The sequence below is a fragment of the Pseudomonas sp. B14-6 genome (genome assembly GCF_013260315.1).
Classification (GTDB): Bacteria; Pseudomonadota; Gammaproteobacteria; order Pseudomonadales; family Pseudomonadaceae; genus Aquipseudomonas; species Aquipseudomonas mandelii.
Map to the genome: position 1 here is coordinate 3620172 of NZ_CP053929.1, position 15483 is coordinate 3635654.

General features: G+C 48.5%; 15 protein-coding genes and 1 pseudogene. 10 read left to right on the top strand and 6 right to left on the bottom strand.

All coding sequences use genetic code 11. The features are described 5' to 3' along the window. Positions 1-90 precede the first annotated feature (90 nt). Positions 91-1281 carry an MFS transporter gene (locus HP062_RS16555; RefSeq protein WP_172791704.1) on the bottom strand — a complete coding sequence of 397 codons (1191 nt, stop codon included), beginning with the start codon at positions 1279-1281 and terminating at the stop codon, positions 91-93. 977 nt (positions 1282-2258) lie between these two features. Here HP062_RS16555 and HP062_RS16560 point away from each other — a divergent pair. From HP062_RS16560 to HP062_RS16590, 7 genes are all read left to right on the top strand, one after another. Beyond that, positions 2259-2687 (top strand): hypothetical protein, encoded by a 429-nt coding sequence (locus HP062_RS16560; RefSeq protein ID WP_256665824.1) that lies wholly within the window; start codon positions 2259-2261, stop codon positions 2685-2687. Next, positions 2684-4168: an ATPase domain-containing protein gene (locus tag HP062_RS16565; protein ID WP_172791705.1), complete on the top strand. Its 1485-nt coding sequence runs from the start codon at positions 2684-2686 to the stop codon at positions 4166-4168. Before HP062_RS16560 ends, HP062_RS16565 begins: the two co-directional genes overlap by 4 nt. A 42-nt stretch (positions 4169-4210) precedes the next feature. Then, positions 4211-5197: a HAMP domain-containing sensor histidine kinase gene (locus tag HP062_RS16570; RefSeq protein ID WP_256665825.1), complete on the top strand. Its 987-nt coding sequence runs from the start codon at positions 4211-4213 to the stop codon at positions 5195-5197. A gap of 166 nt (positions 5198-5363) precedes the next feature. Further along, a complete protein-coding gene (locus tag HP062_RS16575; RefSeq protein WP_172791707.1) occupies positions 5364-6515 on the top strand; it encodes a toll/interleukin-1 receptor domain-containing protein in 1152 nt (383 codons plus the stop codon). 2 nt (positions 6516-6517) lie between these two features. Continuing rightward, a complete protein-coding gene (locus tag HP062_RS16580) occupies positions 6518-7144 on the top strand; it encodes a hypothetical protein (protein WP_172791708.1) in 627 nt (208 codons plus the stop codon). A gap of 39 nt (positions 7145-7183) precedes the next feature. Next, on the top strand, positions 7184-7930 hold the full coding sequence (locus HP062_RS16585) for a toll/interleukin-1 receptor domain-containing protein (RefSeq protein WP_172791709.1): 747 nt from the start codon (positions 7184-7186) through the stop codon (positions 7928-7930). 18 nt (positions 7931-7948) lie between these two features. Next, a complete protein-coding gene (locus HP062_RS16590) occupies positions 7949-8347 on the top strand; it encodes a hypothetical protein (RefSeq protein WP_172791710.1) in 399 nt (132 codons plus the stop codon). 32 nt (positions 8348-8379) lie between these two features. Here HP062_RS16590 and HP062_RS16595 read toward each other — a convergent pair whose 3' ends face one another. The 4 genes and pseudogenes from HP062_RS16595 to HP062_RS16610 form a co-directional block, all read right to left on the bottom strand. After that, positions 8380-8820, bottom strand: a complete 441-nt coding sequence (locus HP062_RS16595) for a TIR domain-containing protein (RefSeq protein WP_172791711.1) — start codon at positions 8818-8820, stop codon at positions 8380-8382. 46 nt (positions 8821-8866) lie between these two features. After that, positions 8867-9286: a toll/interleukin-1 receptor domain-containing protein gene (locus HP062_RS16600; RefSeq protein ID WP_256665826.1), complete on the bottom strand. Its 420-nt coding sequence runs from the start codon at positions 9284-9286 to the stop codon at positions 8867-8869. Positions 9287-9643: 357 nt separating this feature from the next. Further along, a pseudogene (locus HP062_RS16605) lies at positions 9644-11097 on the bottom strand (TrkH family potassium uptake protein). A gap of 156 nt (positions 11098-11253) precedes the next feature. After that, a complete protein-coding gene (locus HP062_RS16610; RefSeq protein WP_172791713.1) occupies positions 11254-11790 on the bottom strand; it encodes a hypothetical protein in 537 nt (178 codons plus the stop codon). 555 nt (positions 11791-12345) lie between these two features. On the opposite strand from HP062_RS16610, the gene HP062_RS31340 reads away from it, so the two are divergent. The 3 genes from HP062_RS31340 to HP062_RS31515 all read left to right on the top strand — a co-directional run bounded on the left by HP062_RS31340 (position 12346) and on the right by HP062_RS31515 (position 14750). Beyond that, a complete protein-coding gene (locus tag HP062_RS31340) occupies positions 12346-12930 on the top strand; it encodes a hypothetical protein (protein WP_306163349.1) in 585 nt (194 codons plus the stop codon). 184 nt (positions 12931-13114) lie between these two features. Then, positions 13115-13891, top strand: coding sequence for a GGDEF domain-containing protein (locus HP062_RS31345; RefSeq protein ID WP_306163350.1), 777 nt, complete (start codon positions 13115-13117; stop codon positions 13889-13891). 475 nt (positions 13892-14366) lie between these two features. Further along, the gene (locus tag HP062_RS31515; protein ID WP_218585105.1) at positions 14367-14750 is read left to right on the top strand and encodes a DoxX family protein; all 384 of its coding nucleotides are present in this window, start codon (positions 14367-14369) and stop codon (positions 14748-14750) included. Positions 14751-14821: 71 nt separating this feature from the next. Here HP062_RS31515 and HP062_RS16625 read toward each other — a convergent pair whose 3' ends face one another. Continuing rightward, positions 14822-15109, bottom strand: a complete 288-nt coding sequence (locus HP062_RS16625) for a hypothetical protein (protein WP_172791715.1) — start codon at positions 15107-15109, stop codon at positions 14822-14824. Positions 15110-15483 lie beyond the last annotated feature (374 nt).

Here is a 15483-nt window from a genome sequence, read left to right on the forward strand (position 1 = left end):
TAGGCACGGATAGCGTAGGCTCAGCGGCGAGATCGTATTTCCGGCATCCCCCCGTTCCATCTGCATGGACAATAGGAAATCCTTTTGCCTTCAGGACTTCTTAAGCAACAGTAATAACAGAGCTGAGGTGGCAAGCAATGCACCGGCAAAGAACGTGCTGTCTGACCCAATGCTTTGCCACAGCCAGCCAGCAAGAACGCTGGCGATCAGCATGCATACGCCGCTGACCAGATTGAAAATGCCAAAGGCGGTGCCCTTGAGTTCTGTGGGAGATTTATCGGCTACGAGAGAGGCAAGAATGCCTTGGCTGAAACCCATATGAAGTCCCCACAATGCAACGCCCACCATCATAGTGAAGACAGAACTGGATTGAGCGAGTACCAGATCTGCCACGATGAGTAATCCCATACCTACGCAGAGTAGCTTCGTGCGACTGACTCGATCAGATAGCCAACCGGCAGGGTAAGCGGACAACGTGTAGAAAAGTGCCATTACCACCATCACCAGCGGAACCCAGGTGACCGACAGGCCAATTTGTTGCGCTCGTAACACCAAAAAAGCCTCACTGAAACGAGCAAGCGTAAACACCCCACCAATAATGACGACCCACCAATACCCAGAGGAGAAGTCGTTAAGGACTCTCCAATGAATTGGAGATCGAAATTTTCCTTCGCTGGGGGCGTGTGTGGGCTCTTTCACTCCTGTGACAATGAAAGCCACAGCTAATGCTGCCGGGATCACCGAAAACCACAGCACCAGCTGTATATCTGCGAGCCATAACATCAGCACGATGGCGAGACCTGGGCCAAGAACAGCCCCCACGGTATCCATCGATTGTCGCAGTCCAAAGCAGGCACCACGGATCTCTGGTGGCGACACATCTGCGACCAGAGCATCTCGGGGCGCCCCACGAATGCCCTTGCCAATGCGATCCAAAAAGCGTGCGGTAAATACCACTTCAACCGAGTGAGCCAGAGGAAAAAGTGGTTTGGAAAGAGCGGCTAAACCATAGCCGAGCAACAGCAATCCTTTGCGCCGACCGACAAAGTCACTGATAGCGCCAGAAAATACCTTGATGAGCATGGCAGTCGACTCGGCGACTCCTTCAATCACCCCGACAGTCAATGCGCTCGCACCCAACGTAGTTATCAAAAATACGGGCAGTAAACTGTGTACTAGCTCGGACGACAGATCCATGAATAGGCTGACAAAGCCAAGCGCCCAAATCGTGCGTGGAATGCGAAGACGCTCAGCATTGGTATCTGAAAATGGGCTGCTCATATTTCATCCTGTCGATGACTCAATCCAAATGAAAGGAAATCGCAGATACGCTCCATGGACAGAAAGATGGCGAAATAGTAGCTTTGGGGGATGACTGCAGAGGGAACGCTCAATATTTGGCCCTCTCGGCTATCACCTTTTTCCTCTGACCGTTGAGTGAATACAGCATAGTCGAGTAATCATTTATGTAGCTCGCAAAAGCGTTCTAGGTCAGATAAGAGAAAATGATGCTGTTGAAATATATAAAAATCTACTTAAGTGATTAAATGGAAATATCATACGCTCGATTAATAGGTGTCCTAGGTTTAATTTTAGCCATCATTGAAATTTGGCAGCCGCGAATATCTGTTTTGCTAGAGAATCTTATAAGCAAACATATCGTTGAGGTTGAAGGGTTTCAAGATTTGTATAATAAAGAACTTAAGATTATGCTGAAAGTTGCCGAGGGATCACGAAAGGAAGTCCTAAAAGGGCCTAGTCCGGTTTCGTATGATGAATTTAAAGCTAGCGTATTTACCTCAATAACATGTATACGATATGTTCTATTGTTTTACGTAATTACATTCATAAATTTTCTAATATTGAAGCCGGTGAGATTAATCTTGATGTACCTCAACAAATTTGGAAATGGAAGGGCTGTCGGTGGTTTAGGGTTGGCGTTAGCCGTAATTGGTATTTTTTTGTAGTCTGTTAAATATCAAGTGTTTTCATGCTTAACATTTCAGAGGCTGCTCGTACCCGACCGCTTCACAGAATCTTCCCCCCAACACTATTCCTCTCATCATTATATAAATTCTTATACGTGGTTACGTAGTAACTTTCCCACATTACTCATGGAAAGCCACTCGGAACATGCCCTATGCATAAAATCTGAGTGGATGCGGGGGTGAAGCATAGCTCATCCAAAATGAGGATCGAGAACACGCCATAGGGTGTACCATCCTTAGACATCCACAAAATATTAGTAAGCCATGCCTATGGAAAGCGAAGAGGGTCACCAGATCGTTGCTTCTCTGGCGTGCCGGATTGGTGACATCGCTGACATTGCGCAGGTCGCCGATGCGATCATTGCAACGCTTAAAGATATGGATTCAGCCCTCATGCCCATTATCGGACAGCAAGGGGTTGCCGCGCTTTTTCGTCGCAGCCTTCTGCTGTGTGCCACCGCGCATCCACGTTTGGCCAACGCTTACCAGAGTGCTCAGATCGACACGAATCTGACAGAACTGAAATCTGTAATTGTTCAGCAAAGCTCAGTCGAAGCGCTATTTTTCGGCGGGGTCATGCTGACAACCTTTTACGAGCTATTGACCACGCTAATTGGGCCCTCGCTCTCCGCACGATTGGTTCGTGACGTTTGGGACAATTCTTTGAGCGTCCCACCTGCGCAGGAAACCTCGCCATGAAATCGAAAGTGACAATCAACCGTTTGGCCACGGGAGTGCCTGGATTGGATGAGGTGCTAGGCGGAGGACTGCCAGAGTTTTCGTTCAACCTCATTGCTGGCCCTCCTGGTTGCGGCAAAACCACCTTGGCTCATCAGATGATGTTTGCCCTGGCGACGCCTGAGCGTCCCGCCCTATTCTTCACTGTACTTGGCGAGCCGCCACTCAAGATGCTTCGGTACCAGCAGCAATTCGACTTCTTCGATAGCGAAGCGATCAACCATTCTGTTCGCTACATCAACTTGGCTGATGACACGCTAGCGGGTGATCTAGACGAGGTGCTGCGACGTATTGTCAGCGCAGTTGAAACGTATTCGCCGGCACTGGTGTTTGTCGACTCGTTCCGTTCGGTGGTGCTGGCAAGCCAGACGGAGAACAACCCAAACAACAACCTGCCGCAGTTTGTTCAGCAGTTAGGCATGTTGATGACCACTTGGCAGGCGACGACCTTCCTGGTTGGCGAATACTTCACTGAAACTGATACCAACCCGATTTTCACTGTGGCAGACGGATTGATTTGGCTGCGCCAAAGCGTCCAGCGAAATTCCATGGTGCGAAAAATGGAAATCATGAAGATGCGTGGCCAGCCAACAATGCCGGGGCTGCATACCTTTCGCATTGCAACTTCAGGAATCAAAGTCTTCCCACCCGCGTCATTAATTCCCGAAAAAACCTTTGAACCCTCTCTAAACAAGCAGCCAGCGCGTTTGAAGATGGGTGTGCCTCGACTAGACGAAATGCTTGGAGGTGGGCTACCACGCGGCTATTCGTTGCTGGTCGCAGGGCCTTCCGGCTCAGGAAAAAGCATCTTGGCTGCAACCTTCTTATCTGAAGGTGCACGCAACGGAGAGACTGGCGTGATCGCAGTTTTCGAGCAGCGTCCTCATCACCTGCGAAATGCCACCCTCACCCAGTTGATCCAGGAAGGAAAGGTCGGGTTAGTCGATAGTCGCGCGCCTGACCTGTCCATCGATGAGATCGTCCAACTGCTGTTGAGCGAGATCACGCGATTGAAAGCAACACGGGTGGTCATCGATTCGCTGTCAGGTTTTGAACTGGCAATAGCTCCGACCTTCCAAGAAGACTTCCGTGAGTCGTTGTCACGTATGGTCACTGCATTGACCAGTGTTGGTGTCAGTGTATTGGTGACCTCGGAACTCGAAGACCGCTACACCGACCTGCGTTTCAGTCCCTATGGTACGGCTTTTCTAACCGACGCCATCATCGTTCAGCGCTATATTGAAGTTGAAAGTCGCTTGCTGCGCATCATGGCGGTGGTCAAGTTGCGGGCCAGCGCTCATTCAGATGAGCTGCGTCTGTACCACATCGATGAAAACGGATTGCAGATCGGCGAAAGGCTGCAAGACCAAGAGGGCTTGCTTGGCGGGCGACCGACAAAAAGGAGTTCAAATGTCACGTGCCTTGGAGATGAAAATGTTTGACTCGGTCTCATGAGCGGAACCGGTGGCAAGAATGAGGATGAGATGGCTGATGCCACTCGCGAACTCATCGCGCTGGGCCAAAAACTTACAAAAGCGCGCGCCGATTTAGCCGCGCTGCAACAAGATCTGATCGACGCGATCAATCGTTTGAACAATAGCGAGCAAGTCAAGCAGTTGATTGAAGCCAATCAACAGTTGGTTCTTGCAATCCTGGCAAAATCGGACGACGTAACGACTTCTGGCACGGAGGGCGCACCTCAGCAGGGGGAGCTTGTTGAGGCTAACGAGCACCTAGTCATTGCCGCTCTCAGCGCACAACACCTTCAGGCGCTGGCTGAGCATGCACTAGGTCAGCAAAAGCGCATTCTTGCGATGGTGGCCCATGAACTGCGCAACCCTTTGACACCTATCAGTATGATTGCAGAGCGCATGGTGCGGATGCCGAGTGCAGAATTGCCCAAGATGCAGGCGCTGATTCAAAGCCAAGTGCAGCACATGTCGCAGATGGTCGACGATCTACTGGACGTCTCCCGGGCCAGCACCGGGAAACTGCGGATCAACTGTCACGAAGTCGATATTTTGCAGGTTATTAGAGAAGCAGCGGGATCGTGCCGCCCATCAATGAACGCCCACCAACTGAATTTCATTTCTAACATCCCCGAGGGCACACTTATTCTAAATGGTGACCCAGTGCGCCTGGGGCAGATCCTCAACAATCTTCTGACCAATGCAGTCAAATACACACAGGCTCACGGCGTCATCAATCTATCTGTAACGATTGAATCCGACGTTGTCAGAATAAGCATCTCTGACAATGGAATCGGTGTCCCCGCCAAAGTTCTGCCGTTTATTTTTGACCCCTATGTTCAGGACTTGCAGGCCGTAGGTTTCAACGGTTCAGGTTTGGGGATCGGTTTGATGGTGGTTCGTGAGCTAGTCGAAGCACATGGTGGACACGTCACTGGTACGAGCGAAGGTAATGGTAAGGGCAGCGAGTTTGTGGTGACGTTACCTTTGCTGAGCCATTGAGTGCCTACGCGCGGACGGACACTGAAATAGAGCCCGCGTTTTGTTGCTCCTTGGTCTCCCCGAGGTTAAAGCCAAGAAGTAGAGCTGAGCTGGATCCAAAAAAGTAGTAGCCTATCGCCATTGGGCTCTCCCTGAGAGGAGCCTGTCTGTGGATAGGTATTTGAGCATGAAACAGCAAGCGTTCTATCAGCTCGCGATTCTTGGTAATGCGCCAGAGAGCGCCGTCCAGGAAATAGAAAACGAGCTTTCTTTGCGACTGAGCGAATTGGGGTTCACCTTGCATGAGGAGGTGAGCTTGTTCGTTGGTTCACCAGCTGAATTCAATGCTCTGGGCGATAGGTGCACGGCAGTTCTCTGCTTCCCTATAAGCGATGAGTTTGAAATGACGATGGCGTCGTTGATGAACCGGGGAATTCCAGTAATCCCTGTGGCTAGCTACAAAGAAAACCTACCCTCAGAATTTCCTCCGCTTGTATCCCGGCTCAATGGCATGGCCTGGAAAACAGACAAGGCCACAGCCATTACGTATGCGCTGCTGGAGTGCGCATCACTGTTGCCACGCAATCGTCGCGTTTTTTTGAGCTATCGCCGTAGTGAGTCCACTGAGGCTGCGTTGCAGTTGTATGCCGCGTTGTCTGCCCGGCTTTACGACGTATTTTTGGATACTCATGACATTCATCCAGGCCAGCATTTTCAGCAGGTTCTCTGGCAACGATTGTGTGACAGCGACGTCCTACTGTTTTTGGATACCCCTAATTACTTTTCGAGTCGTTGGACAGACATGGAATTTACTCGGGCCGAATGGCGCGGTATACCACTGCTGAGAGCCGCTTGGCCTGGCGTGATCGCGAATCCTCGGGTAGGACTGGCCACGACTATAGGCCTCAGTGAGTCTGATTTTTTCGGCAACAGTCATTTAAGCGATGAAGCGGTACTAAACATCTGTAATGAAGTTGAAGACCTCAGAGCGCGAAGCGTTGCTGAACGTTACCAAAGACTCCTGTCGACGCTAAAGGATTCAGTAGCTAAAGGACGTGGCAAAATTGAAGGAGTTACACTTCGACGTAGCCTTATTGTTGCCACTCCAAACGGTACTCGGATAGCGGTCTATCCAGCTTTGGGCGTGCCTACCTCACACACCTTGCACAACGCTACATTGGATAATCACCCCTCTCCTGTAGCTGTTGTGTACGAAGAGGCGGGAATCGATGAGCAAGAGTGGAAAGCTCATATGGAGTGGATAACCCACTATGTTCGTGGCGCTGTCAGATTGGTGAGCTCTCACCGCTGTGGCTGGGATTTTGCTGACTGGAGCTGATCATGAATTACGTATTTCTCTCAGCCGGCATTCCTGCCCCTGAAGACCCTTACGCAGACAAATGCGACCCTTTTCTGGTTCACACAGCCATCCGTGCTTTTCTGTCGCTAGCGCTTGGTAGACGCCACATTGTATGGGGAGGACACCCTTCCATCACTCCGATGGTAGTGGTCGCTTGTCAAAGTTTAGGGATCGAATACACCGAGGCAGTAACGCTGTATCAATCGAGGTATTTTTCATCAGTTTTTCCAAGCGCTAACGACCACTTTGCCAATGTTGTACTCGTCAACGCGTCGAAGGATGAAGCTGCAAGTCTAAAAGAAATGCGTGAAACGATGTTCTCAGACTTTGAGTTCAGCGCAGGAGTTTTCATTGGGGGTAAGCAGGGAATAATTGAGGAGTATCGCCTCTTTCGTGAATATCACCCTCAAGCGACGGCATTAGTCGTCAAGCGGCCAGGTGGCGCGGCTGCGAAAATATTGAACGTCTCGACCACTGCCTCAGTAGATGATGCGAGCTACAACCCTATAGATTTCACAAGCACATTTATACACGAGCTCGATATTTCTACCGAGGAACCTCGTGACAGCTATGCACACCTCTCACCGCCTCAAAGCTTTGACTATTAGTCTCAATGTTGACCTATCAAAAACCATAGGAAAAAAGTCGTGGATCGTGGATTCAATGTTTCGCTGTACAGAGACCTTTACAAAATTGATGATGCAGCCGTTAGAGAATATCAGAGCGACGAAAAGCGAAAAGTAGAGGATTTGTCCGCTTACGTATTGGACGCCGACACCATCGACGCTCAAACGGTGATCAGAAAAATCTTTCCTCATCAAAATGTGGATGTCTTCATTTCGCACTCTCATGAAGATAGAAATTTAGCAACTCAACTAGCAATTGACCTAAAGGAAAAGCTAGGAATTATTGCTTTTGTTGATTCATCTGTCTGGGGTTCTGCAGACGATCTTTTGAAAAAAATAGATGACAAGCATTGCTGGGATGCTGATTTAGGAAGCTACCGGTACAGTGACAGAAATCGTTCGACTGCTCACGTTCATATGATTTTGGCAACTGCTTTGCAACAGATGATTGACCGCGCAGACACGCTATTTTTCTTAAATACTGATAAATCGTTGTCTACAAAGCATTCAGTTGTGTCGAATGAGAAAACTTTATCACCTTGGATTCACATGGAGTTGATGTTCAGCTCTATGGTCAGAACAAAATCACGTCCATCCCTCGAGCATAAACGCATGATGGACAGTGTTAACGAATCACTGGACGTCGCCCACGAGGCACCGCTGAAGCATCTGACCACACTGGGCCACTACGACATGATTCTTTGGATGGTTAAAGCTGCTGAATTGCGAGGAAAAGCAGCCATTAAAGTACTTTATGAAAATCACTGACCTAGGGAGCTCCAAAGCATGGATAGAAAGCTGAAGCACCTGGAATTTATACAAGGAGTCGTGAATCGACTATCGACAAACTCCTTCCTTCTGAAAGGATGGTCTGTTGTTATAGTCTCAGCACTTTTCGCGCTTTCAGCGAAAGATTCAGACAAGGGATTTGCTGTTTTGGCTTACGTGCCAGCCATAGCATTCTGGGGATTGGATGCGTATTTTCTGGCGCTGGAACGAAATTACAGAAAGCTCTACGATAAAGTTCGGGTTGTAGAGCCCGGAAGCGTTGATTTTGTAATGACTATCGACGTAAAGGAAGGTACCAAGGACTGGTGGAAGTCTTTTCTGTCCAAGACTCTTCTAATTTTCCATGGTGCCGTTGTAGTGGCGATTAGCTTAGTTATCTTCTTGTACCATCGCTAATAAAGAGGGCCTAGGCCCTCTTTTCCCAACAACTATCGTCCAGCATTTCGTGCCGCTTGCTCTACCCATATACCAATATTGCGATATCCAAAATCTGACACCCAGTTGTAGTTAGGATAACCTCTAACCTGGAGTCCACAGGACGTCGTAGGGCGGCCATCCCATCCAGGAATTTGACTTATATTGATTGTCAGAATGCCATTCCCGCGCTCGATACTTTTTTGAATCTCGTACTGAACCCACTTGCTTTGATTGGTTGTTGGGCCAACGAGTACCACGGTTACCGACGTACCCTCAAGCTGTCGATCAATCCAATTGCGGACGGCGACATCGCCTTGTCGAGCTATCTGTTCGAATTCCGCCTTGTCGATCACGCCAGACTTCTGTACACCATCGATGACATTACTATTTCTTACGGTCATGACACGTTGCACATCTTCATACTGGAAGCTGAAAAAAACTTTGCGTGCCATTTGTATTCCCTCGTATTAAGTAAAAACTCCCGATAAAAAATCCGACTTACAAACTTCTTACTGATACGCCGCCATAGTTAGTGCCCGGCTCCCAAACCGCCAGAGCACCAAGATTTGAAAAATCGATCCGCCTATATAAATCTAGATACTCGCTGCCGTGAGTTGTCCAGCCTTCTACCGTGGGGATCATAATAATGCGATCTAGGTTTTTTACTCCATCCGCAAATCCTATCTCCCAAGGGCACCATCTCGAAGACATCGAACTTGCCGTTGCCAAAAACAAAAAATAATCAGACTCTGAAATTTTTCGTTGGATGCGTGTTGCGGTCTCCCGATTTGGGGTGGCCGGCATTTCTTCATCCTGCCAATCGATGTATACACTCCACCCAGCTTCATTCAGCAACTGCGCTAGCCCAATCGCCAGAAATCTATCTTGGTGACTGTGAGAGAGAAATGCAGTCGACATACCGAGACGCTTTGCTTGAACAGCATCTCTGATGCGTCCGTTAAACGACCATCTCGGAGCAGCATTGCGTAGTTGATCAGTGCGTATAGGCATTAGGACTGCTTGATAAACCAGTGATGTCAGTTTGACTTTATCAGATTGGATCCACCGAATGCACCCTATGATTGGCGAAGGTACAGCTGGTCAGTGGTGAGCGGATTCGGCGAGCAGATTCCTGCCCAGACGCCCAAGACATTTAACGCAGGCACGTTAGCGATATTGACCTAGTGACGAGTCTTGCGAGCGACTTCTGAGAGCGCTGACATTTGCTGCAATAGCAGCAACGTTGATGTCTGTGGCTGGGGTGAACACCTCAGATCAATATCTCCAAAAGACTGGTGTCACAAGCACCAGTACGGTCAGAATTTCCAACCGGCCCAAAAGCATCCCAATGGTCAGAAGCCATTTTGCAGCATCAGGTAGTGATGAGAAATTACCTGCCGGCCCGATGATGTTTCCCAACCCTGGCCCAACGTTACACACGGCAGTAGCCGCGCCGCTCAAAGCCGTTGTCCAGTCAAGCCCAATGAGAGCAAGCCCTAAGGCGATTGCTGCAATCGTGACTGTGAAGAAAAAACAAAAAGTCAAAAGTGAGCGCACAATCTCCTCGTCTACAGGATGACCATTGTACTTTTTTTGAATGACTGCCCGAGGATGAATCAGTTGCTTTAGGCTGCTCAATAACAAAGTAACCGCTACCTGAAAGCGGAAGATTTTAAGACCGCCAGCGGTCGAGCCCGAACATCCGCCGACAAAGGTCAGATAGAAAAAAAGCATTACTGCAAAACTGCCCCACAGTGTGTAATCACCCAATGCAACGCCTGTGGTGGTCACGACGGAGGTCACGTTGACGGCCACGATACGAATGGAATCCCACCAGCTATTGTCGCTGTTCAGACTCAGCCATGTACCAACTACCAACCAGGTAATGACCAAAAAGCTGATGAAACCGCGTACCTGTTGATCTTTCACCAACGCCATCCTATGTCCACGCAAAGTCGCGACATACAAGGTGAATGGCAGGCTACCTAAAATCATGATGACCACCGCTATCCAATGGATAGCTGGCTGCGGCCAGTGAGCTAGCGATGCATCCGAGGTCGAGTATCCACCTGTAGAAATCAACGACATTGCGTGATTGATCGCCTCAAACGGCGTCATTCCTGCCAACCAAAGTGCCAAGGCTGATCCACCAGTCAACCCGAGGTAGAGCCATAAGATGTACGTGGCAGCAACATGGGAACGCGGCGTTACTTTCTCTGACCAATCTGAAGATTCGGTTTGAAACAGACGCATGCCGCCCACCCGCAACAGTGGAAGGATTGCCACCGCCATACCGATAAAGCCAATCCCCCCAACCAGTGAAGCATTGAGCGCCAAATCAGCAAACCAGGAGAAGCGGTATCCAACCCGGTGAGAATGGTAGAGCCAGTGGTCGTGATGCCGGACATCGTTTCAAAGAACGCGTCGGTGTAGCTGATATGGTGGATGAACACCATGGGAAGAGCGGCAAAAGAACAGACGACAACCCAACTGGCTGTCGTCAGCAGATACATATCTCTTGGCCTAAGCTGCGAGGTTTCTGGACGACCGCGCACAATGAGCATCAGCCCACAGATGAAGGTGATCAGGCTAGACCAGAGAAAGGCAGAGAGTTCATCGCTTCGCTCATAAAGCACCAGCGTAATCATGGGGATCGCCATGCTTACGGCCAGTGTGATCAGAAAAATACCTAGGATGAAGCCAATAAGCCGCATTGCAGCGATAGACATGAAAAAGCCTGATTGGTGAACGTCGCGCAATATTAAATGTACTAAGGACGCACAACGTAGTTTTTTGCAGCTTTTCTTTGGTGGGTTGGAGACGGGATAGCGCGAGCAGAAACAACGCGTCTGGTGCACATGAAGATAAAGCCCTTACGCGAGGGCTTAGGCACCTGGATTTGTGATTTGGATGTAGACCGACCAAGAACCAAGCAATATCCAGAACATCGCGGAGATCCATGGTGTACGAACTGAAAACAGCAAAGCCTTACGATATCCCTTATGAGTGGATTCCCTATCACAAAATAAGGGCGATTCGTCAAAAGCCAATCCCATCAAAGGTTGGCTGCTTAAAAGCTCACTTTGCTTGAAATGCCAGTGATCAATGATGTCATAGGCCGCTCGAATCCCGGGCCAAGCATTCAACGAACTCAGCATTCCAAGCAGCGCAAGAAACGGTGGCACCACTAGAGTGAACAGCTTTCCCCACTCAGGGTTCAGATTGGACATGCACGATGCAAAGGCTATGACCAAAAAGGACTGCGCAGCCAAGTAAGCATCAGTTCGATTTGCCAAGATTCTGGTCTCGTACTGAATCTCCCTCCTGTAAAAATCTAATCGATCTTTTGGGGCTCCGAATATCTTGGTATTATGCTCGTTGAGTTCGGTATCCCCAATTTGGGAAGTCAAAATTCTAGGCATGATTTGTTAATCCCAATAAACTGATAAATCTCCGATATCTATTCTTCTCTGTGCCCGGAGAATTGAGGGCCATCCGCACAATTAATGCTGCACTGGTCGGAAACACCTGCTGCGTTCCTATTTTGTGGTTTAGACAGCGTTAGGCGTTGAGCAGATCCAGGGGTTCATAGCGTGCGACAGTCGGCTGATTTCTCAGCCTTGGAAGGGGGAGTGCATTCCGATTGGGCTAGATGCACGGAAGAAATAGATCCACCTAATGAGGAAAATAGGCCTGGAGCGTAGGCCCAACGCTGCACTGATACAGGATTTTTTCTCATTAACAAAGGAGTTCCGACGACATCGGAAGGCGAATCGATAAGTTTCGATACCTAGCCTATGACGGCCAATAATGGGAAATAGGCCCAATCTACTCTTCAAAAAATCTTGGATTGATCGCGAGGCAGCAAATTCTCTAGTCCTAAAGGGCAAGATCCAACATACTTATCCTACTGATGAACTGCTCACACCAAACAACATCTAAAGACTACCCACCCGAATCTCATGCTAGGAGATCTTGTGAATAATCTTCCCGAGGACACCGCTCGGCAACCTGAATTCCGGCCAAGAAGACTACCGGCTACAGTGATATCGGTCGCTTTCATGGCTCTGGTGACTATTTCAATTATTAGTATCTATTGGATCCAGGCCGTTCAAAGTAAAGCATATGATATTTCACAAGCAGAATTAGTTTCAGGAAATCTAACACGTTCAATTGCTCAGCAAGCCACTGATACTTTCGATGAGGCCAATTTAATTTTAGATGAGTTAATCGAAAGGATTCACGACAATCTGTTAAGCCCCCATGAGCTTGATAAAACCCAAAGGCTTCTTAAAAGAAGAGTATTTACCACCGAGCAGCTTCATGGACTTTTTTTCTATGATAAAGATGGTAATTGGATTTTGTCTTCGTTCGACTCAAAACCAGATGCTGCAAATAACGCTGATCGTGATTACTTTCAATTCCACAAACACAACGTCACACTCTCCCCCGAATCGGCCAAGCAATACGCAGCCGGACAACAGGGGAATGGGTTATTCCATTTTCGAGACGAGTCAACGACAGCGAAGGGAGCTTCAGAGGTGTCGCGTTGGCAACTATAAAAATGACATATTTCGACGACTTTTTCTCTACTTTCTCCATAGATAAGAAAGGCGCTATATTTCTAGCACTTCCTGACGGGAGGATTATCGCAAGACGGCCTTTTGTTGAACAGGTAATTGGCACGTCTCTGGCTAAAGGTGAAATATTTTCCATACATTTGCCAAAATCCCCGCAAACACTGTAATGATCAATTCAATAATAGACGGAGTAGATCGTCTGTTTGGATATAGCTTGCTTCAGAAGTACCCTTTGGTTGTTGCTGCTGCAAATTCGCGAGAAGCGATTTTGAGCGCTTGGTGGGCTGGGACAATCAAGATGGGAGCGATGATTGGAGTAGTTCTTGTAGTAAATCTCCTTGTTGGCCTATTACTGATTAAGCAAGTCCGTCATGGGCTAACGGTAGAGGGCGATTTGAAGGATGCGCAGGCAATCTTAGAAAAGTTAGTATTACAAGATGCGCTAACTGGCCTTTCAAATCGACGTCATTTAGAGAAAAATCTAAAACTTGAATGGCTTCGCGCTATACGGCATCGCTCTTCTATCAGTTTGATAATGATTGATATTGATTTCTTTAAAAGTTTTAATGACCAATATGGTCACATTGCTGGCGATCATTGCATAACTTCGGTGGGAGAAGCCGCCAGGCAATCTATCAATAGGCCATCTGACTTGGCGGTACGATACGGCGGCGAAGAGTTTGCAATATTGCTTCCTGACACAAAAGCAGGCGGCGCTTACAAAATGGCCGAGAAAATCAGGCTGGCTGTGATGAGCTTATCCATTCCCCACCAAGAGAATCCGAACGGATCTGTCACCGTTAGTTTGGGGGTCTATACATGCGTCCCGGACAGCTCCGATTACCAGTTTCTTATGACACAGGCAGATTCCGCACTTTATTTGGCGAAACGTTCTGGCCGCAATAGGACTATAGCTGCAGTGGTTACGAACAGCAATTCATGAGCATGGTGCCTTCCTACTTTTAGCAAAAGTAAGCCGTTAAAACACGAGGGATACAGTTCTCACCACGGAAGCTAAGCAGGGGCTAGCTAGCTATAAGGAGCCTCTTAACTTAATTGCTCATGCTTAGGTTGAACCGGAACCTTTCAATGGAATCATTGAATTTCAAAAACACGCCACCATATAAGAAATCAAGACAATTTAACTCAGGGGCCTTCATTAAAACCAGAAGTTTGATTGCAAACTATAAGTTGCAAAAAATCTTGTCACTCAACCAGAAACCCGCCGAAGCGGGTTATTCAAGGTAGTCACTTAATCAGTTAATCTCTTATTTATTGACTTGTATCGTCCTCGTCCATGTCGTCCTTTTTCATGCCATCGTTCTTCATGCTATCGTTAGACATTGAGCCTTTCGTCATGCTGTCCTTTACCTCCGCGCTTTGTTCGCAAACGAGAGGGGCTTCGACGACTCCTTCGTTTGATACTCGCGCTGTTCTACTTTACTGCGGGTTGTTTTCACCTCTATGCGACAGCGGGATTCGTGAGCATCGTCCCGGACTGGGTTCCATATCCCGTTGTGGTGGTAATTCTCACGGGTTGCTGCGAACTTCTGGGGGCTATCGCATTGCTAACGCCACGTTTTCGTAGGCTGGCCGGGATAATGTTGGCTGTTTATGCCGTGTGCGTGTTTCCCGCGAACATCAAACACGCGCTGGAAAACATACCTGTTGGTGGTTTTTTACTGGGTTGGGGATACCACGCGCCACGGCTAATTTTTCAACCCTTCTTGATCTGGCTTGCGTTGTTCTGTGGTGATTTGGTGACATGGCCGTTCCACAGCCACCGACGTGTCTCTGCGTGATTTCTTCGAATCGAAAGGCAGTTGCCTGACGCTCATCATACAGGCCCCGCGAGATAACTTCGGCAACGCCTTCAAACAAGAGCGTGCCGTGTCGGCACAAGGAAGTTCCCTACTGTCGCTTCAGAGTCGAGCTGATTGGAGAGGCTAACAGTTCGACATGGCTCATTCACATCCGTTGAGCCGATTGCATTCATCACGCGCAGCCGCTGGCAAGGAATAGGTTCTATCCAATCGCGTTTTTTTTGAGTGTCATAGATGCTGAAACTGCTTTTCGCCATCACGGAGTAAAAGCGAACGCCGTCACGAAAAGTTTCAGTTTCTGTTAAGACGGCTGGCACTACTACAAATCGCGTACTCATTTCCAGCTCCCAGGTAAGGCCTCGTTGTGCAAGCTAAAGATATCCTCCAAACCGTATTTTTCATTTTTCCCGACACAGCAAATTGAAAAATGACAGAGCAAGGACTGTCGCACGCATCCCTCCGCTCTCAACGGTGAAACACGACCAACACATCAGTGACAGCCAGCCGCTGATCTTTGTGCAGTCTGCCTTGAGTCTTATAACGATGGCAGTACTCTGAACGCCTTGAGTGGAAATCTATCGAGGGGGCGCCAGCAATTCATTGTCGAGAAGTCTCACCTTAGCTGCGCAGCGTGCTGTTGCATACGCCTAGTATCTGGTGGCCTCTGGAAACGATGCGTGCTTTGGCCGCTGAAGGTTATACGGGGTGAATG

Bases quoted from the DNA above. Each gene is read 5' to 3' on its own strand.
- HP062_RS16565 (WP_172791705.1), top strand. From the start codon at position 2,684: ATGAAATCGAAAGTGACAATCAACCGTTTGGCCACGGGAGTGCCTGGA.
- HP062_RS16570 (WP_256665825.1), top strand. From the start codon at position 4,211: ATGGCTGATGCCACTCGCGAACTCATCGCGCTGGGCCAAAAACTTACA.
- HP062_RS16555 (WP_172791704.1), bottom strand. From the start codon at position 1,281: ATGAGCAGCCCATTTTCAGATACCAATGCTGAGCGTCTTCGCATTCCA.
- HP062_RS16575 (WP_172791707.1), top strand. From the start codon at position 5,364: ATGAAACAGCAAGCGTTCTATCAGCTCGCGATTCTTGGTAATGCGCCA.
- HP062_RS16610 (WP_172791713.1), bottom strand. From the start codon at position 11,790: ATGCCTAGAATTTTGACTTCCCAAATTGGGGATACCGAACTCAACGAG.
- HP062_RS31345 (WP_306163350.1), top strand. From the start codon at position 13,115: ATGATCAATTCAATAATAGACGGAGTAGATCGTCTGTTTGGATATAGC.
- HP062_RS16625 (WP_172791715.1), bottom strand. From the start codon at position 15,109: ATGAGTACGCGATTTGTAGTAGTGCCAGCCGTCTTAACAGAAACTGAA.
- HP062_RS16590 (WP_172791710.1), top strand. From the start codon at position 7,949: ATGGATAGAAAGCTGAAGCACCTGGAATTTATACAAGGAGTCGTGAAT.
- HP062_RS16580 (WP_172791708.1), top strand. From the start codon at position 6,518: ATGAATTACGTATTTCTCTCAGCCGGCATTCCTGCCCCTGAAGACCCT.
- HP062_RS16600 (WP_256665826.1), bottom strand. From the start codon at position 9,286: ATGTCGACTGCATTTCTCTCTCACAGTCACCAAGATAGATTTCTGGCG.
- HP062_RS16560 (WP_256665824.1), top strand. From the start codon at position 2,259: ATGGAAAGCGAAGAGGGTCACCAGATCGTTGCTTCTCTGGCGTGCCGG.
- HP062_RS16595 (WP_172791711.1), bottom strand. From the start codon at position 8,820: ATGGCACGCAAAGTTTTTTTCAGCTTCCAGTATGAAGATGTGCAACGT.